An 18,736-nucleotide genomic window follows, 5' to 3' on the forward strand; every position below is an offset into this window, starting at 1 on the left:
ATCTGTTTAAATTTTAAAATAAAGCCCCTGTAACTTTCTCAAGATTACAAGGGCTGATCGTATGTCAGGTTCAGTCTTTTTCATGTGGGCAGACGCTTCTGCCCGGCATAAATGCAAAACAACGAAAACACTTACTTTCACAAGCGGGTGTCATCAAAAATAGTCATAATTTAATATCTATGATGAAAAACACATATACTAAACAGCGAGACAATAAAAAGGTTCGGAGAAATCGAAAAAATAATTTCCGAGAGTGCCGGAACAGATAAAAACGAGTAGATATCCACAAAAGAAAAAGCCCTGTGGTAAATCCACAAGGCCTATTTCTCGTTGCGGCAGACGCTTCCGCCGATTAAGCACTTACTTTCACAAGCGAATACTAACTATTAATCTTAAATCTATTACTATGAAAAACACATTTATGCATAGATAACAGATAAGAAAGCCAGATTGTTCACTCGCCCCGAAAAAAAGTTCTATATTCCCAAAGGGAGCTTCAACAGATACCAGATGATGAAAAGCAACGTCCAACCGATAAAAATAAAGAAAGAGTAACGCCACGTGTAGCGCAGCAGCGAACCATAGTTGCTCTGCTTGTCATATTGCTGCATATAGGCAAGAACCAGCGGCATATAAAAAAGAAACGGAGTGATGGCATTCGTCACACTGTCGCCAATGCGGTAAGCGCACTGCGTCCAGTCCGCTTCGATACCCATCGAGGCAAACATCGGTATGAAGATGAAAGCCATAAACGACCACTTAGCCGTAGAAGATACCATAATCAAATTAATCAACGCACTGAAAATGATGAAAAGCAATAAGGTTACGAAACTTCCCGCACTTACGGATGTGAGCATATTTGCTCCGAAAATCGCCAAACATTTATCCAAGTGCGAATATTCAAAACAAGCAAACATTTGCGCAGCAAAGAAAGCTATCACAAAATAAACCGAAAGTAAAGACATCGGCTGGGAAAGCCCTTTAATAACATCGCCATCCGAACGATAGCGACCGGAGACGAAACCGTAAATCATCCCCATCAGTCCGAATCCGAATGAAAGCAAAAATAATGCCCCCGCAATAAACGGAGAACGAGTCATGCCGCCCGTCACTCCGCGAAGAATGCCCCAAGGCGAAAAGGTAGCCAAAATAATCACCAAAGTATAACAAAGTCCGGCAAAAAGAGCAACCCACAAGGCACGGCGTTCTTTTCTGGAGAGTTGCTTATAACCTGCAACCGGATGTCCATGTTCGTCATACTCACCAAGGTTCGCCACTAAGCGGACACTCAATTTATAAATAATGAAAGTAATAAGGAAAGTGGAGACAAACATAAAATAGAAATTAGACAAAGCCCCCGTATTTCCCGGATTGAGTCCGGTTATTGCAGAAGCCTCTTGCGTATAGCGCGCCAATATAGGATCGAGCGTACTCAAAAACAGATTAGCACTAAAGCCGCATGCCACAGATACATAGGCAGTCACAATCCCCGCAATGGGATGCATCCCTACCGACTGAAAGAGCATGGCAGCTATCGGAATCAGCATAATATATCCCGCATCGCCCACCACGTTGGAGATAATGCCCAGCAGAATGACCGACAGCATTACAAAACGGCGATTCATCCTGTCACGCAAGCCCAGCCGGATGCAAGCGTTGATAAAGCCGGAGTGCTCCGCTACCCCCACCCCGAACAAAGTTACCATAACCATGCCCAAAGGGGCAAACCCTGTAAAATTGGTTACTACATGGCGCAGCAACCATCGGATACCTTCAGGACTTAACAGGCTCTGCACTCGGATTTCCGCACCATCAGCAGGATTCACCACACTCAGCCCGTAGATATCGAATATCCAAGAAAGGAAAATCACCGCTACCGTAAGAAGCATAAACATCGTAGCGGGATGCGGCATCCTCAGCTTATTCCTCATCCGGTTCCAGATTATCCAAATCAATGATACGAAGTTCCAAAGCACGCACAGCCAGGCGGGTAGCATTCACTCCCACCCGTTCTCCCGAAACGAACAAACGGTTTATCAAATCCGCCTGACGTTTCTCCAAAGACTTCACCCCAAACGGCATTCCTTTCAAGTTAGTAATCATTTCCTTTGTGTACCCCAACGCCAAGTGGCGCAAAAACCTTTCGTCATACTCGTCAATATCATAGTTCACAACCGCCTCTTGACGCTTGGCATCATTCTGTACGGAACGCTTGAAACGCTCCACGATCTTTTCAAGAATAGGATAATTGAATACCAGCTTCTTTCCGTCCATAACCGCCTGCACGTCGGTTTTAGTCAGCAATTCGCCCGTTTTCAGGATGATGCCGTCTGCTCCTGCATCCAACACGTCTACCCACAACTTCTCATTGAGTACCTCGCCCGTAAATATAAGTACACGCAAGTCCTTATATTTTGAACGAACATTACGGCAAATCTCTACCCCTATCGTCGTAGAGCCTCCCAAGCCCAAATCAAGCAAGACCAAATCGGGAACCTGCACCTCCATCAACGCCCAAAACTCTTTCTCGGTCATAGCCGTACCTATCACCTCCGCTTCCGGTATCTCATGACGAAAAATTTCTTCCGTCCCTTTCAACTCCAGCTTTACATCTTCTACTATAATTACTTTAAATTGTTTATTTTCCATATCTGACCTTCTATTTTTTATCTCATAGGAATTGTAAAATACACTGTAAATCCGCCCTCAGAAGAAGGCTCCGCATTAATACGACAACCGCGCCTACCGCCATATTCATCATGCTCCCTGATTATTTGCTTACAAACCAAATATTCAGTTCCAACCAAACCTCCGTCGCCTCCCTTCTCCATACGCAGCAAGTTAGGATAAAACAATTGATTCAGTTCGTCTACTGTTTTCTCCCTGCGGGTATCTGTAAAAAGGAAACGAACAAAACCGTCATCCTGCCTTACTTCCAACCTCAACACTCCGTCAGCAGGGAATGAAACCGCCTCATCAATCAGACACTCCAATAAGAACTTCAACTGCACAACATCGCCTATAACTTTCAAATCTGTATCCTCTATTTCCAATGCCAACTGACAGGAAGAACGTTTCATCACTTTCTTTAAATAACGTTGCGCATGTGCCAATAACCCTTCTAGATCAATTACCCCACGACGGAAAGTAACTTCCTCCAATTGCCGTGAAGCGCATGAGCTAAGTATCGTATATATATCTTTATAATAAGATATGAGTTCCTCGATAGCCTCGATATTCTCTTTCTCCGTATCTTCGGAAAGTACACCGGAGTTCAGACGATCTATAATCTGCTTTATTCGGTTCGGGTAATAAATCGTCTCATGCTTTATCGTTGAAAGGCAATTATCAAGCACCATATTTTGTACATGTAGCAGACCATCCTCAAAGGAAGCCCTGCGAGTTTCATCCTGTGCCAGTTCAATATCCTGATATTTTGAAGCAGGCTTTACCACAACATTGAATATGACAATGGCGAGATAACGGGCTACAAGCTCTGCCAACAATCGGTCGCTTTCTTTTGCCACTCCCACTTGACGCATCAAAGAAAGCACTCCTACACACTGATGAGTGCCCCCTACGTCTGCCAATAAGGGAATACATATACATAAACCATCCTCGGAAGAAGCATATTCCTGTTTTTCAAAACATCGGCGCATTAGATAAACCGCCCCATCTTTTTCCTCTGAACGGTGCTGGCTGAAAGCAAAGCCTAATTTATGTGTATCAATATTATAAACAGCTATCCCTATAGCATCCACTACCAGAAGTTCATTGACCGTATCAAAACATTCGGTTACAATCCGTTCGGGAATCCACATCATATTATCCTGTTCCTGCATCCGTATTAAAGAAGCTGCAAAAACCTGACGATTAATTTCAAGTACTTGCTCTAAATTCCGACGATTGGTAAAACGCCGACGAATATAGAAGATATAATAACCGACCAGAATAACCAATAAAAGCAAAATACAAAGAATGATGCCTACCACTTTATTATTAGTGGAATGTTGCAAGCGTTGACAAAATTCAGCCAATGAAGTATCTTCCCCCACTAACTTATATAATGCAGTATAAGCCTCATTATTATAATTGTATGCTTCCCAATCCTTTAAAGCAAGGAATGCAACAGCCGCCTCATTACGAATATCCAGAACAACATGGTAATCGGAATCAAACATCTGTTTCCACCAAACTATTTCCGCAGCCGTTCCCATACCATATAAAGACATATATTTTTGAGGAGACGAAGCATATTCCTGATAATGTGCGTTAAGACACATCATCGACGAATCAATGTAAGTAATAGCCTGACTATAATACCCGTCCACATTGCAACCATAAGCCATATCGGCATAATACGCAGCATCATTCAACAAGCGTTCATATTCTTCTTCCGAAGCCAGCGTTACAGAGTCTTTTCCTTCAGAGAATAACTGCATTTTCCGATTTTCCACATTATTACATGAAGCTAAACCGATAGAAAACAGCAATAATAGGATGAATACTTTACGTATTCCTTTCGGTAAACGGAAAAAGAAGCGGCTCCCCTTACCCGGCGTACTCTCAATGTTGAAAGTACATACATGGAAAATGTCATTTGTTTTACGGTATTTCTCAATAATCCCTTTACAATTCATTAACCCGAACCCAAAACCTTTATTTTTCTTTAACTCCGATTCATCTTTTGTATTCAAGCCGATTTGTTTGAAGTCATATACCTTTTCATTCAAGATATGTGAAACATCTTCCGAAGTTAAGCCAATGCCATTATCTTCAACAGAAATCTCTACATAGTTTTCTTCCTCCTTTGCATATACGCGAATCATTCCTCCCTTCGGAGTATATTTTCTGGCATTCTCCGTTAAGGTATTTATCATGAAAAGGGTCAACGCCTTATCTGCCTTCACCACACTTTCGGTAGGTTCGACACTAAAGGTCTGATTCTTTATCTCAAATGTTCTGCGTCCCTTAACCAAAACATCAAAAAGATCATTCAAAGAGAAATTTTCAATATTAAGGCTCAAAGAGCCCTGTTTCATTTTAATCCATAAAGCGAGAATATCATTGTATTCATTGATTTTAGCTACCAGTTCATCCATATACTGATACTTATCCCGCTTAATATCCTCTTTATCCGCATATTTATTGCCAGCCAACTTATGAACTTCATTGATAATCCTGTCAATAAACGGATTAATACCCATTACTATGGCCAAACACGCTTTCTTTACTATATTCTGCCGTTTGTTTTCCTCAATATGTTGTTCATAGATATAACGTTCTTTCTCCAATCTCCTCTCTTCATCTCCCAAAGAGATGAAATTTAAACCATTCTCCAGCGTCCAAGCGATATAAGGAGTAATTACATTTACTAACGCAAATTCGTCTTTCGTCAATTTTATAGAAGTATAAAGTTCCAGAACACCGATAGACTCCTGTCGATTGGGAACTGTCAATGGAAATTCGGAAGATATGCCTTCCGGTTGTTCTTCTTCCTCTTGTATTCCGGTAACCTCTTCATCTGTTTCTTCCGGCAAAATGATACGCATTTGCAGGACATGAAACAATTCCCTAAAATCAGGAAAGACAGAAGTTGTCACGGCATCGATTATGTCGTCGGCAGAAGTAGCATCCGCAGGAACAGCAGCCGTTATCTTCTGGCAAATATCCAATGTTTTCCGCAAACGGATAATGTCCTCTTTATTTTTTCTTTTCCAATAAATATTCAGAATCCAAAATAGAATAATAATCAGGATAATACCTAAGATTACAATAAACATTAATGCATTAAGTTCCTTTGATTCCTTTTCTAAAGACTGATAGCGACTTTCCAGTTCTTTATCCTGACGAATGTTATAGAGAATATCCAGATAAATATTACGGTTATAATCTGATTCAGCTTTCATACCTAAACCGGCATACGCTACACTCAGTTGTTCCCTGATACGGGCTATCCATTCAGGTACGGTTTTAATATCCTTCTGATTAATCCAATTCAACTCCGTGTAGAGAGTATCCATAGGAATAAAAGGTTTCAGCCGATCTGTGCTATCCAAACAGTGATAATACAATTCATGGTGTTTGTTGACATAATCCAAAGCCCTGCTCAAGGTATCCAATGCTTCAGCATATCGTCCGTGCCTGTTAAGCCATGTGCCAATCGTACGATATGTACCGGCTATTTGATAAATATCATTATATTCACGAAACATTTTCAGAGACCGGCAAGCCAAATCATAAGGCAATAAAGAGTCAGCACATTGCTCAATATTCAAAAGTTTCACAGCTCGTGCTCTTCTGTTATAAAGGATATCGGATGAGACTCTCTCATTTAATAATTCAGCTATTCCCTGCAAACAGTTTGCTTCAAAATAGAGATAACCCTTCTTCTCACTCATTTGCATACAAAGGAACAGATTATCAAACTCACAGGTTACCAATTCCGCCAGACTATCCGATTCACATAATCCGGCTGATCCTTTAACATATTGGTAATATAAATATTGTGCTGTATCCTGTACCAACGTTTCTTCTACATCAATCTGCCGCATAGCAGCAATAGCTTCAGGACGCTGTTGAAGATAATAATAATAGATAGCGGAAACAATATAAAACTCTGAAAAGGCATAATTCAGACGTTCTTTCTCGTGTTTTTCCACAAAAATAGAAATATCCTCTTTTATACGTTTCATACGTCGCAAAGCACTATTACGATAATCATAATATTCTTTGTTCTTCGCCGTACGCTGATAAACTTTCATTAAACCGATATCGGCAATTAAACGCTCCAGTTCATTCGGGGTTAATGAAACGACTTGTTTAAAGAATTCTTCCGCACCATTAAAATCCATTTGCATAAAGGCACAGAATCCCAGATTATTAGAAGCCTCCGCTTTACCTTGCTTGTAGTGATTAGCCTGCTGATAGGCGCTATAAGCCGCTTGTACAGCAGAATCTATATTCTTATAACGGTAAGAATATGCCTGTTGATTCAATGAATCAATCAAACGCACTTCCTTTGTCGGTGCCGTCTCTCCGCATGAGAATAACATCGGAAACAACAATACCAACAAAAAACAAAAGGGAATATAAGGTACTCTCTTCACTCCTTTATAGCTTTGAACCAAACAAAACTAATAATAATTCGTGAAAATCAATGTATATCGAAGAAACAAATCTCCTATTTCCCCGAAAAGATATAGACTTTACACTGATAAGGTTCTAATTTCACATTCAGGCCATCAGATAATTTCCCCAGATTTCTACCCGCCCAAACATCCTTTATATCAGCATTAGCAGTCAATCCGGGAATTGTTTTACTATCAATCAAGACATCAAGAAGTTTGTCTGAACGATTTAGGCAAGCGATAGCCATCTCATTATTGCTCAATGGTTTTACCCAAATATCAAAATAATCGGCACGAATACTACGGGTCGCTTGTTTTCCCAGTACATCCTGATTTATTGCAATAATATTCCGGTTAGTCAGAGTCTCCAAAGTTTCCCGAGACATATTACGAATATCATTACCACATAACAGAGGTGAAGCCATCATACACCATAAGCTCATATGCGAACGGTATTGTTCGTCCGAACATCCGCTTTTGTTATTACCTCCGATGCTCATACTCGTTCCCGATATTCCAACAATAAGCATATCCGGATCGTTCCATCCTCCCGGTCCTGCATATTCACTTAAAGGTGCATTCATATCTGTGATTTCCATTACTCCCAATCCCGGACCTATCACTTTGTTGCTCCAATGATCACCAATATCACCTGTTGTCCGCCAATAATGTCCACCTACCTGTTTCGCCCATTTCCAAGGTTCACGTTGTCCCCACTCACAAACACTATATATAATCGAACGATTAGTAGCTCTTAAAGCCTTTCCCATTTTAGTATATCGCTCAATAGCTTCCTGTTGTCCGAAAGGAGCACCACAATAATCATATTTCAATAAATCAACGCCCCAGTCCGCAAAATCCTTAGCATCCACATCTTCATATCCGATGCTGCCACAAACTCCACCACATGTATACTCTGCTGCATCAGAATAAATACCTAATTTCAATCCCCGTTCATGCAGGTAATCAGCAACATACTTTATTCCATTCGGAAATTTTTCTTTATTAATCTGAATATGCCCGTCTGCACCACGTTCCTTTAACTGCCAAAAATCATCGATATTTATATAGGCATATCCTAAATCTCTCATTCCATTCTTTACCATCGCATCGGCAATCTCCATGATAAGAGATTCAGTTAAATGCCGACCAAAAGTATTCCAACTATTCCATCCCATCGGAGGTGTCAATGCTAGTTCCTCACCGATTCTTATAATTATTTGTTGCTTGTCCTTTCCTAATCGGTTAGTTGCTGTCAGCGTAACTGTATATTCACCCGCATCCGTCACTTTTCCGCTGATGATTCCTGTCTCAGAATTCAAAGATAAACCTTTTGGTAGATCATCAGCTTTCCATGCCATCGGACGTTCTCCCGATGTCGGAATATAAAAAAGAAATGTGGTTTCAGGATAATTACCTATTATATAAGGAGGATTAATGCAAGGAGCACCTTCAAAGATTTTATTTGAACCATCCGCATAAATCAAATTAAAAGGCATCAATATACCTAACAATACAAGCATCACGGAATAAAAAGCAGTTTTCTTCATCGTATCAAATTCTTAGTTTATTATTCACCGGATAAAAATAAACTATTTTCCTAATATGAAAAAATAAATCCCCAACGAATCACTTCGGCGGGGAACTATTTAATTTTTTACCTAAATTGTGGTTACGTAATAAAATTATGACTAACTAACTTAAATTCTGTACTGCAAAGATACGGCAGACACTGTAAGTATACAATCCCATGTTTATGGTATATTTCTATCCTCTTATCCCTATTTATAGTTAGTCATTCTATATCCGACTGATCTATCAGGTTATTCAATAAAGCATATACAGTTAATCCCGACACTGTTTTGATGCCGGTTTTACGAGTAATATTCTTGCGATGCGAAATCACCGTATGAATGGAAATATTATGCAAGTCAGCAATTTCTTTGTTCGTCATACCTTTAGCCACAGACGTTAGAATCTCATTTTCCCGTTCGGATAATTCATAATTATCTACCGTTTCCGTATTCGAATTGCTATTTTCTATCGCCTGTTTGAATTTACGTGTAATGACCACGGTGTCATCATTTGCCTCTATCGTCCCATTGTATTGTTTTAATGTATCCGAATCCACATAATTATATACCAGCGCAAATAATAAAGTTTCTTGTTGAGACGGTAATAACACCCTTATATTCAATCGTTTTTGATAATCTATTAAAGTTGGATTTATCAATAACAGGTCAAAATGAAGAGCAGTTGCACGCTCCTGATAATGAGAAAAGTCCGTAAAACAATGAATAATCTCATACTCAGGCTGGGCATCAAGCAGAGTTTTCAATCCCGCCGTTATTATCGGCGAGGACTCTACTATAACCAATTTATATTTCTTTTTCTGTTCCATCATCTTTTCTGTTCAAACTGTTCAACCAATGGCACAAGAATCTTATCTTCTATCAATGTATGTTTTCGAAAATCATCTTCCAACTCAAATAAATCGAATAATAGAGTGTTCAGAAGTTCGGGAGAACCGGTATCCGGCAAATATTTGATGATGATGTTTTTTAAATCATTCAATTTCTCTTCTATATTACTATGATTCTTTTCAAACTGACTGATGCTATATGACTTCATCGAGCTATTGTTTAAAAGAGTATTAATATAAGGGAAAGCGACTGTTTCTTCATAATCGAAATGATTCAACACTTCTTTCTGGTACTCCGAATAAAAACGTTGTAGTATTTGAGCCGGACGAGAATTTGATTGTTCTGCAATAGTATCCAATTTCACCCTTATACCGGGCAAACAAATTCCTTTATAATAACGGTGCGAATTCTGAAGATACTGCAACAAACTATTCATATCTAAAGATTGCAACTCGTTTTCTGCCGGAAGATAGTCTTCAAAAGTATAAACATTGCATACGATTAAAAAAAGTGAAGGAGGAATGCCACGTAATGAACACACTTCTTCCACACTCTTCTCCCCAAACCCAAGATGAATATCGAAACGGTTAAGTACAAGCAACAATTTATAATTGGTAAGCAAAACGTCCGCCAATTTCATCTTACCGAAAAAAAGTATATGATTCATATCTTATTCTTATTACAGGTTTAAATAATAATCTTCGTAAAGATACTATCTTTGCACCACAAAACAATTATCCATTATGCAAAATACCTACAACTATGTACTTTTTGATTTGGACGGAACCATTACCGATCCGATGGAAGGCATTACTAAATCAGTTCAATACGCCCTCAGTAAATATGGAATCAATGTAGAAGATCGCCGAGAATTGACTCCGTTTATCGGTCCTCCGTTGCAACATTCTTTTCGGGACTTTTATGGTTTTACCACCGAACAAGCCAATGAGGCTTGTGAAAAATACCATGAATACTTTCTTGTTAAAGGTATTTTCGAGAATAAGGTATACGAAGGGATGGAAAACTTCCTGCAACGTTTGCAAGAATCAGGACGAAAGCTATTTGTGGCAACTTCAAAGCCTGAACCCTTGGCACGCAAAATATTAGAACATTTCGGTCTTATCTCCTATTTCACTTTTGTGGGAGGCGATACGATGGAACGCAGCCGCTCGGACAAGGCCAAAGTCATAAGCTATGTCATGGAGACCAATGGCATTACTTCAGCCAACGATGTCATTATGATAGGTGACCGTAAACATGATATCATCGGTGCTAAAAGTAATAATATCAGTTCAATAGGAGTGCTTTATGGCTATGGGGATTATGAAGAACTGTCTCAAGCCGGAGCCGACTTTATCTCTAAAGATCTCGATGAATTAGAAAGCCTGTTAAATACAAAGAAATAAAAGTGTGTTGCAAAACATAACAATTTCTTATTCAATCTATAAAATAAAGGATATATTTGTGATATCAAAATGATATTATAAATTATACTACTATGATTAAAGAAGAAATTGATTTCAAAGGATTTAGCTTAAATGGTTTTTTAATGCTATTCATCAGTATTGTAGTGTTTGCCGGTTGTGCTTACTTATTACATTTAGCAGTTCCAAAAGACAATGATCTGCTTATTGCCCTTTCAGTTACTGGTATTGTATTAAGTTTGATGACATTACCCGGATATTTTGCTCTTGAGCCGAACGAAGCTCTAATTATGATCTTCTTCGGAAAATATAGCGGAACATTTAAAAACACCGGATTTTATTGGGTGAATCCTTTCTACGCTAAAAAGAAAGTATCCTTACGTGCCCGCAATCTGGATGTAGAACCGATTAAAGTGAATGATAAAATAGGTAATCCCGTATTAATCGGACTGGTACTTGTCTGGAAACTGAAAGACACCTATAAAGCAATGTTCGATATCGATGCACAGACAATGGCTTCAAGCGGTCGGACAACTACAATTAACAATGCGGTAGCCAGCCGTATGAGTGCTTTTGAAAACTTTGTCATGATACAAAGTGATGCCGCACTTCGTCAGGTAGCCGGACAGTACGCTTATGATGACACCGAACATAACTCTAACGAGTTGACATTAAGAGGCGGTGGAGAAGAAATCAATGAACAGTTGGAACAGAAACTAAACGAGCGTTTAGCTATGGCGGGAATGGAAGTCGTAGAAGCAAGACTCAATTATCTGGCATACGCACCGGAGATTGCAGCTGTAATGCTTAGACGGCAGCAAGCAAGTGCCATCATCTGCGCACGAGAAAAAATAGTGGAAGGTGCTGTTTCAATGGTTAGCATGGCATTGCAAAAATTATCGGAAGAAGGAGTTGTCGAACTGGATGAAGAAAAAAAGGCGGCAATGGTCAGTAACCTGATGGTAGTTCTTTGCGCCGACGAAGCTGCACAACCCGTAATCAATGCCGGAACTTTGAACCATTAAAAACAGACTTGAAATAATGAAAAAGATATTTCTGAGTATAGTCATCGTTATAATGACATTCAGTTCCTGTCAGACCAATAAAAGTAAATCTGATACTGATACCGACACCGGTTATTGGAAAGATACGCTCTCCATTCGGGATACTACATTCATGATACCCACGGATACGATGGGGCTGGATGCACGTCTGACGTTACCTGCAAACTCACATAAAAATCCATTGATTATCTTTCAATCCGTTATGGATAAAGATTTAAGTTGGGGCAAGCCGCCTAAGCCATACAGAGATTTGGCGACGGGGTTGGGCCAACAAGGCATTGCTTCCCTATGTTTTGACGGCACAGTCTATCAATATACCAGCCGGCAAAAAGATTTAGGAGGCTTTATTTCCGCTTTTAAATTGATGAATCAAGATTTGGATTATGCCTTTGATATTGCCAAAACCTTACCCAATATAGACACGGCAAGAATCTATGTACTATCAATGGGAAATATTCTTATTCCCGAAGCTATTCAAAAACATCCGGAAATAAAAGGAATCATAATGGCATCCACTCCTGCCAGACCATTAATGGACGGCATGATAGAAATGCTTCAAACCATGGCGAAAAAAGATACGATATGGGAATCCGCTTTGAAAGAAATGGAATCTCAATATGCCAATCTGCAAAAGTTGGGTACAAAAGCATTCAACGACAGTATTTCGTTACCAATGGATTTGAGCAAAGAAGAATGGAAAGAACTCAAAGATTATGCTTTGGCTGATGAAATGCAATCATTGCCAATTCCTATCTTTATCCTATTTGGAAGAGACGATATATCTTTGTCTCAAAAGGAATTTGATACATGGAAGATAAAGCTGGCAAACAAACCTCAATCCGTTTGTAAACAATACCCGGAGTTATCCATGCTGCTTATTGCCCCTAATGATAGCGATGAAAAGAATAAATCCCGCCATGTACCTATATATGTAGTAAATGATATAGCAGAGTGGATTAACTCTACCAATAATAATTAAAACAATAAGGAGGCTTATTTATGAAAAAACTAATTTATTTATCTTTATGTCTATTGGTCAGTATTACGACCTTCGCCCAAACTCAAAAGAATGAATATGCCAAATCCAGAAAAATGTTGCAACTACTTATGGACGGAAAAGGCAAAGAACTCTATATGATGTTGGATACCAACGCACAAAAAGCTGTTTCTGCCGAACAACTTAATACACTATGGAGTGAACTAACCCAATTATATGGAACTTGTAATGGAGAGGGAAATTGGGAAACAACCACTCTAATGGAACAAGAGATTCAATATATCGATCTGAAATTCAGCTCCACTCCCCTACGTTTTCTAACCGCTTTCGATAAAGACGGAAGAGCAAACACGCTCCGTTTTATCCCCGCACCGGTTACCCCTACAAAATAGTGTAAATATGGCAAAAAAAGAATCTCAGACAAAAAGCTTTGTGCTTCGTGTAGATGCTGCTACAATGGAAGCAATAGAAAAATGGGCTGCCGACGAGTTCCGTTCTACAAACGGACAACTCCAGTGGATCATTGCCGAAGCTTTGCGTAAGAGTGGAAGATTGAAAAAAAAGAAAGGTACAACGCCAATGGACGAAGAACCTCCGACCTAAAATATTATTATTCCGATAACCTTATAGAGGTTGTCAAAAGTCAAAGCATCCAAGTTTCCCCGCTTGAGCGGGGATTAAGGGGTGTGTAATCTTTCTTTGCTTATTAAACTGTTAGAAAAGTAACACACCCCCTACCCCCGCTCAAGCGGGGGAATTGAGATAGTTTTGACACATTCCGTTTTCTTTATATCCGATTAAAATTTCTTCCTTAATATACGGACTGAATTAAGTACAGCCAACAGAGCAACACCGACATCGGCAAAAACAGCTCCCCAAAGAGTAGCATATCCCAAAGCTCCCGCCAACAGAACAAGCATCTTCACCCCAACAGCCCCTACAATATTCTGACGAACAATATTACGGGTAGTACGCCCGATGATAATAGCCGTTGCCACTTTGGACGGTTGATCGGTCTGGATTACTATATCCGCGCTTTCGATGGCAGCATCCGAGCCCAATCCTCCCATAGCGATTCCAACATCACTCAAAGCCAAAACCGGAGCATCGTTCAAACCGTCGCCTACAAATGCAACAAACCGATCCGGTTCTGCTGTCATTTGCTCTATACGTGTTGCTTTATCTTCCGGCAACAGATTGCCATAAGCCTTATCAATCCCCAAATGTCCGGCAAAACTATCCACAATTTGTTGTTTGTCACCGGACAAAAGAGTTATATCCGTTATATTCAATTTCTTCAAACGAGTGACAGCCTCCTGAGCATCTTCTTTCAAGGTATCCGAAAGAAATAAATGTCCGGCATATTCTCCGTCGACTGCACAAACCACTACGGTAGCTACACTGTCGGATACTTCCTCGGGCACATTAATACCCCGCTCCGTCAACAAACGGATATTTCCTACAAGTACACCTCTCCCATTCACCACGGCTTCTACCCCGTGACCGGCCAATTCATGCATCGCCGAAACAGCCACTGCCGCTGCTTTTTGCTTTGTGGCATAACGAACGACTGCCTGTGCCACAGGATGGGTACTTTTTTGCTCTACGGAAAGGAGAATCCCCAACAATTCAGAGCCGGAAATATCTTTATTCTTCATGCCTATAACCTCAAAGCGTCCTGTGGTCAACGTTCCGGTCTTGTCAAAAGCAATCGTATTGACACGTGTAATCGCATCCAGGTAATTACCTCCCTTAAACAAAATCCCGGCACGAGAAGCCGCACCAATACCGCCGAAATAACCTAACGGGACACTGATTACCAATGCACACGGACAGGAAATAACCAGAAACACCAACCCTCTATAAAGCCAGTCCGAAAAAACATAATGGAAAGAGGGAACTATCATGCCGACAAGTGCAGGGATCAAGATGATAAGCAAAGCCAACGAGATGACAACAGGAGTGTAAATCCGGGCAAAACGCCGGATAAACAATTCGGTCGGAGCTTTACGTTCGGAAGCATCCTTCACTAACGTCAGGATACGCGCCAAAGCACTTTGTTCAAACGGGCGATTTACTTGTATATGTACAGCCTGACCATACACTATCATCCCCGCAAGCACTTCTTCTCCTTTATTAATAGTACGGGGCATACTCTCTCCCGTCAATGCGGAAGTATCGAACAGTGCCCGTTCTTCCAATAAAACACCATCCAATGATACACGCTCACCGGGTTTCACTTCAATCTGCTCCCCCACCTTTATCTCCTGAGGTGCAACGTTTACATACACTCCTTCACGAAGCACATCCGTACGTTCGGGACGCACATCAAGCAGCTGACTGATATTTCGTGAAGCACGGCTCACCGCATGTCCCTGTAACGTCTCACCTATTGTATAAAAAAGCATCACTGCAACCGCCTCCGGATACTCGCCTATACAAAACGCACCGATGGACGCTATGACCATTAACGAAAACTCACTGAAATAATATTTTTGCAAGGCAGCTTCCCATGCTTCTTTTATGACAGGCAGTCCAACCGGCAAAAAAGCAATCATAAACCAAACCAACTCCACTCCCTGCCATGAGAACCATTCCATTCCGGTATGCCTTAAAATAAGTCCGGCAATTAATAAGATAAAAGAGATTATCGGCCAGGCAATACTTGAAGATTCTTCCGCGTGTTTCGGACTGTCACTTTTCCCACAGCAACAACATCCGCCTTGTGTGTGCATCCCACATTCTTCTGCTTCTTTCATAATTTATTCTATTTTATTGTTTCTTTCTTTTCTGATGCAAAGATAGCGGAAGACTATTGCAACTCGATTGCAAAAACAGCAGGACAGATATATTTTAAGATTTCAAATTCTTATGTGATCTACTGCATGACGGACAAATACCCTTCACCGTATAGTTGATAGTATCTATAATATACCCGTCGGGCAATTGCTCGACAGGAACTTTTATATCATCAAAACAAAAAGTCTTACGACATATTTCACAGTAAAAATGAATATGCCTGTCCTTGCAGATATTCGATTCACTCCGGCATATTTCATATTTCATCGACCCGCTGCCATCCTCAAACGAATGAATGGCATGATGTTCAAGCAAGATAGCCAAGGAACGGGAAATCGTAGATTTATCCAAGGTCACCAATTCGGCTTCCAGCTCAAACAGTGACACCGGACTGGTTAATTCCGACAACTTTTGCAATACCAAAATCCGGGCAGCCGTAGGACGTACCCCTTTATCGATCAACTTCTCTTCACACTGTTTTACCGACATATATTATGTTTATCTCAAATGCAAAGATACGATAATTTTAATGCAACCGGGTTGCAATAATCTTAATTACTCACCGGGGGCAGATTTTAAAGGGGACGAATTCGACCCCCTTTTGGCAGATACGGGCAGCAATGCTTTCACGATGAGTCCCACGCGTTGGATTGATTTGCCTCTCAAACATGGAGAGCCTGAACTCCCGTGTTCATCAACGAGGAGCTTCCACAGCACGAGAGGCTTGTCCGTCTTAACCGGATAGCCATTCAGCAGATGCAGGTGCTGGAAGACATAAACAAAAAGTACCTCAAATAGTTATTCCACTCCGGCATACCGGTAATCTGCCATTTCTTTTTGCCCAGTTAGCCTTTACCGGAATCTGTCTACCGGAACATACGGTCGATTGTTTGCAAACAATAGGAGTTTGTAATCAATCGACCGTACCTTTGTCTACAAACGACCTGATGTTTTTTTCAATCAACCCTATGTTTTTTAAAAACAACCTGATGATTTAAAAAAACATCAAGGTCATTTTATAAATCGCACAAGGGAGCGTTGCTTAACACTCAAGGGGGTGATGACTAACGCTCAAGGGAGCGATAGCTTACATCTACGGGGGCGTAAGCCAACACTTCCTTAGGCGTTTCTAGCTTGCTTGTTTTGCTGATTCTGCTGTTTCAACTTTTACTTTGATTTGCCTTCACCTTATCACTTTTTACCCTTATATTATTGATTACTATTTAATTAAAGTGAAAGCACTCTTTTTTGTGACAAGCGCGATAAAAACTCTCCCTCTGTTTATAGAGGGAGTACCCGCAGGGGGAGGGAGTTCTTTCTTTTAGTGGAAAATTATTCTATGAAAAATACAAGAACTCCTCCGTCACTTCGTGACACCTCCTCTATAAACAGAGGAGGAGCTTTAACTCTCAATTCTCAACTCTTAATTTTCAACTAAAAAACCACCTTCACTTCAACTACTTATACAGCAATCTTTTAATCCGAATAGTGAAGAGGTGAAGGCAGTTTCAAGTAATTTAAAATATGTACAAATACAGGAATCTCAAGCCCCTACACAACAGCGTCTTCAATATCCTGAAGTTCCACCAATTTGTTTACAATTGCATAAATAGTTAACCCCGCGGGACTATGAATTTGGAGTTTCCGGGCTATATTTCTACGATGTGTTATCACTGTATGAATAGACAGATAGAGCTTATCGGCTATCGCTTTATTGGTCATACCTTTTACTACGCAAACTATAATTTCCTTCTCGCGCTGACTCAAGGTTTCCGATTCATTCTGCTGCTCTTCTTCTACGGAAATATGTTGCAAACGGTTTAATTTGTCGCCCATCATTTCTGCCGTTTCATAGATAGACATGGTATCATCATATCCTTTCAATAACGCAGAATCAACCACGGAGCAGAGAAGCGCGATCCACTTTACACCGTGAGAAATGGGATTTTCCCTAAACGAATCAATATCAAACCAGCCTCCGAAAGTAGGATTGACTATAACAATATCCACCTGCTGCATTCGCATACATTCGTGCAATGCTTCTACCGAAACGACTTCTACCGGATGTATGTTTTGGTCGGGAATACGTTTCAACAAGTTAATAACCCCACTGCGGACAATCATGGAGGTCTCCGCGACAATGACTCTCAATGATATATTACTTTTCATGACTTCCTACTTCCTTTTCCATTCGACGAACAGCCGGAACAAACATATAATCTTCTACTTTGCAGTGAGTGGCTAAATCTTGCTCACAAGAATAAATATCGAAAAGAACCGCATTGAGTAAGTTATTATTCGCCTTGGCGGGGTAATATTTTATGATGATATTTTTAAGTTCGGTCAGTTTTGCTTCTATCTGGTTATGCCTACGGGCAAAAATACTAATCTGATAACTGTCGGACAGCTTTCCCTGAAGTAAATCCTCTACATATTTAAACACCATCTTATTCTCATAATCCATATGCTTACGTACCTCCCCGACATATTCATCAAAGAATTTCAAAATAAGGAAGGCAACTTCATTCTCGGTGGAACAGTCGATAGCTTCAATCAGCTTACGACGAATAACGGGCAGATTGAAATCAAGAAAATAAGAATGTGCCTGTTTTAAATAACTCATCAGGGATGCAACGGATAATCCTTCCGAATCATCTTCTATCCGGAAATGATCTTCCTCTATAAAGTTTACAACAGCAAGAAAAGTTTTATAATCCACACCATTCTGCGTGCATATTTCCTTTACCGTTCTGTCTCCGAACCCAAGTGGCAAACCGAAGCGACTCATCACTAACAGCAAGGAATAATTCCCGCAAATTAGATCACTCATTTTGTCCGTTTCTTTATATCGTTGCGGTAAATTGTCCATAAAAATAGTCTTTAAATAATTATATGCAAA

At 40.2% G+C, this 18,736-nt stretch carries 15 protein-coding genes and 1 pseudogene; 6 read left to right on the forward strand and 10 right to left on the reverse strand.

Going from position 1 to position 18,736, the window contains the following annotated elements; translation table 11 throughout:
• Positions 1–476 precede the first annotated feature (476 nt).
• From DXB63_RS08835 to DXB63_RS08860, 6 genes are all read right to left on the reverse strand, one after another.
• Positions 477–1,931: an AbgT family transporter gene (locus DXB63_RS08835; protein WP_122126044.1), complete on the reverse strand. Its 1,455-nt coding sequence runs from the start codon at positions 1,929–1,931 to the stop codon at positions 477–479.
• Positions 1,921–2,649: a DUF5932 domain-containing protein gene (locus DXB63_RS08840; RefSeq protein ID WP_122126045.1), complete on the reverse strand. Its 729-nt coding sequence runs from the start codon at positions 2,647–2,649 to the stop codon at positions 1,921–1,923. The genes DXB63_RS08835 and DXB63_RS08840 overlap by 11 nt, the downstream gene beginning before the upstream one ends.
• Before the next feature lie 17 nt (positions 2,650–2,666).
• Positions 2,667–7,055, reverse strand: a complete 4,389-nt coding sequence (locus tag DXB63_RS08845) for a DUF5113 domain-containing protein (protein WP_122126046.1) — start codon at positions 7,053–7,055, stop codon at positions 2,667–2,669.
• Positions 7,056–7,183: 128 nt separating this feature from the next.
• The gene (locus DXB63_RS08850) at positions 7,184–8,680 is read right to left on the reverse strand and encodes a putative Ig domain-containing protein (protein WP_122126047.1); all 1,497 of its coding nucleotides are present in this window, start codon (positions 8,678–8,680) and stop codon (positions 7,184–7,186) included.
• Positions 8,681–8,925: 245 nt separating this feature from the next.
• A complete protein-coding gene (locus DXB63_RS08855) occupies positions 8,926–9,534 on the reverse strand; it encodes a response regulator transcription factor (protein WP_233522832.1) in 609 nt (202 codons plus the stop codon).
• Positions 9,531–10,220, reverse strand: a complete 690-nt coding sequence (locus DXB63_RS08860) for a hemerythrin domain-containing protein (RefSeq protein WP_122126048.1) — start codon at positions 10,218–10,220, stop codon at positions 9,531–9,533. The genes DXB63_RS08855 and DXB63_RS08860 overlap by 4 nt, the downstream gene beginning before the upstream one ends.
• Before the next feature lie 76 nt (positions 10,221–10,296).
• Here DXB63_RS08860 and DXB63_RS08865 point away from each other — a divergent pair, with 76 nt between their 5' ends.
• From DXB63_RS08865 to DXB63_RS08885, 5 genes are all read left to right on the forward strand, one after another.
• Positions 10,297–10,959, forward strand: coding sequence for an HAD-IA family hydrolase (locus DXB63_RS08865; RefSeq protein WP_122126049.1), 663 nt, complete (start codon positions 10,297–10,299; stop codon positions 10,957–10,959).
• A gap of 92 nt (positions 10,960–11,051) precedes the next feature.
• A complete protein-coding gene (locus tag DXB63_RS08870) occupies positions 11,052–12,002 on the forward strand; it encodes an SPFH domain-containing protein (RefSeq protein ID WP_122126050.1) in 951 nt (316 codons plus the stop codon).
• Positions 12,003–12,018: 16 nt separating this feature from the next.
• Entirely contained in the window at positions 12,019–13,020 is a 1,002-nt protein-coding gene (locus DXB63_RS08875) for a hypothetical protein (RefSeq protein WP_122126051.1), read from the forward strand.
• Between the two features lie 20 nt (positions 13,021–13,040).
• The gene (locus DXB63_RS08880; RefSeq protein WP_122126052.1) at positions 13,041–13,430 is read left to right on the forward strand and encodes a DUF3887 domain-containing protein; all 390 of its coding nucleotides are present in this window, start codon (positions 13,041–13,043) and stop codon (positions 13,428–13,430) included.
• A gap of 7 nt (positions 13,431–13,437) precedes the next feature.
• Entirely contained in the window at positions 13,438–13,641 is a 204-nt protein-coding gene (locus DXB63_RS08885; protein ID WP_122126053.1) for an Arc family DNA-binding protein, read from the forward strand.
• A 194-nt stretch (positions 13,642–13,835) separates the two neighbouring features.
• Here the strand turns inward: DXB63_RS08885 and DXB63_RS08890 are convergent, their stop codons facing one another.
• Entirely contained in the window at positions 13,836–15,773 is a 1,938-nt protein-coding gene (locus tag DXB63_RS08890; RefSeq protein ID WP_122126123.1) for a heavy metal translocating P-type ATPase, read from the reverse strand.
• Between the two features lie 118 nt (positions 15,774–15,891).
• Entirely contained in the window at positions 15,892–16,326 is a 435-nt protein-coding gene (locus DXB63_RS08895) for a Fur family transcriptional regulator (protein ID WP_122126054.1), read from the reverse strand.
• 161 nt (positions 16,327–16,487) lie between these two features.
• Here DXB63_RS08895 and DXB63_RS18225 point away from each other — a divergent pair.
• Positions 16,488–16,635: pseudogene (locus DXB63_RS18225) on the forward strand (KilA-N domain-containing protein); the annotation flags it as partial.
• A gap of 753 nt (positions 16,636–17,388) precedes the next feature.
• On the opposite strand, the gene DXB63_RS08905 reads toward DXB63_RS18225, so the two are convergent.
• Together DXB63_RS08905 and DXB63_RS08910 are read right to left on the reverse strand one after the other, a co-directional pair.
• Positions 17,389–18,006, reverse strand: coding sequence for a response regulator transcription factor (locus DXB63_RS08905; RefSeq protein WP_122126055.1), 618 nt, complete (start codon positions 18,004–18,006; stop codon positions 17,389–17,391).
• Positions 17,996–18,706, reverse strand: a complete 711-nt coding sequence (locus tag DXB63_RS08910) for a hemerythrin domain-containing protein (RefSeq protein WP_122126056.1) — start codon at positions 18,704–18,706, stop codon at positions 17,996–17,998. Before DXB63_RS08910 ends, DXB63_RS08905 begins: the two co-directional genes overlap by 11 nt.
• Between the last annotated feature and the right edge of the window lie 30 nt (positions 18,707–18,736).

This window comes from Bacteroides sp. OM05-12, assembly GCF_003438995.1.
Lineage (GTDB): Bacteria > Bacteroidota > Bacteroidia > Bacteroidales > Bacteroidaceae > Bacteroides.

Excerpts from the sequence above, each read along its gene's own strand:
- DXB63_RS08875 (WP_122126051.1), top strand. The coding sequence starts at position 12,019 with ATGAAAAAGATATTTCTGAGTATAGTCATCGTTATAATGACATTCAGT.
- DXB63_RS08850 (WP_122126047.1), bottom strand. The coding sequence starts at position 8,680 with ATGAAGAAAACTGCTTTTTATTCCGTGATGCTTGTATTGTTAGGTATA.
- DXB63_RS08890 (WP_122126123.1), bottom strand. The coding sequence starts at position 15,773 with ATGCACACACAAGGCGGATGTTGTTGCTGTGGGAAAAGTGACAGTCCG.
- DXB63_RS08835 (WP_122126044.1), bottom strand. The coding sequence starts at position 1,931 with ATGAGGAATAAGCTGAGGATGCCGCATCCCGCTACGATGTTTATGCTT.
- DXB63_RS08895 (WP_122126054.1), bottom strand. The coding sequence starts at position 16,326 with ATGTCGGTAAAACAGTGTGAAGAGAAGTTGATCGATAAAGGGGTACGT.
- DXB63_RS08905 (WP_122126055.1), bottom strand. The coding sequence starts at position 18,006 with ATGAAAAGTAATATATCATTGAGAGTCATTGTCGCGGAGACCTCCATG.
- DXB63_RS08910 (WP_122126056.1), bottom strand. The coding sequence starts at position 18,706 with ATGGACAATTTACCGCAACGATATAAAGAAACGGACAAAATGAGTGAT.
- DXB63_RS08880 (WP_122126052.1), top strand. The coding sequence starts at position 13,041 with ATGAAAAAACTAATTTATTTATCTTTATGTCTATTGGTCAGTATTACG.
- DXB63_RS08840 (WP_122126045.1), bottom strand. The coding sequence starts at position 2,649 with ATGGAAAATAAACAATTTAAAGTAATTATAGTAGAAGATGTAAAGCTG.
- DXB63_RS08860 (WP_122126048.1), bottom strand. The coding sequence starts at position 10,220 with ATGAATCATATACTTTTTTTCGGTAAGATGAAATTGGCGGACGTTTTG.
- DXB63_RS08855 (WP_233522832.1), bottom strand. The coding sequence starts at position 9,534 with ATGATGGAACAGAAAAAGAAATATAAATTGGTTATAGTAGAGTCCTCG.
- DXB63_RS08865 (WP_122126049.1), top strand. The coding sequence starts at position 10,297 with ATGCAAAATACCTACAACTATGTACTTTTTGATTTGGACGGAACCATT.
- DXB63_RS08845 (WP_122126046.1), bottom strand. The coding sequence starts at position 7,055 with ATGTTATTCTCATGCGGAGAGACGGCACCGACAAAGGAAGTGCGTTTG.
- DXB63_RS08870 (WP_122126050.1), top strand. The coding sequence starts at position 11,052 with ATGATTAAAGAAGAAATTGATTTCAAAGGATTTAGCTTAAATGGTTTT.
- DXB63_RS08885 (WP_122126053.1), top strand. The coding sequence starts at position 13,438 with ATGGCAAAAAAAGAATCTCAGACAAAAAGCTTTGTGCTTCGTGTAGAT.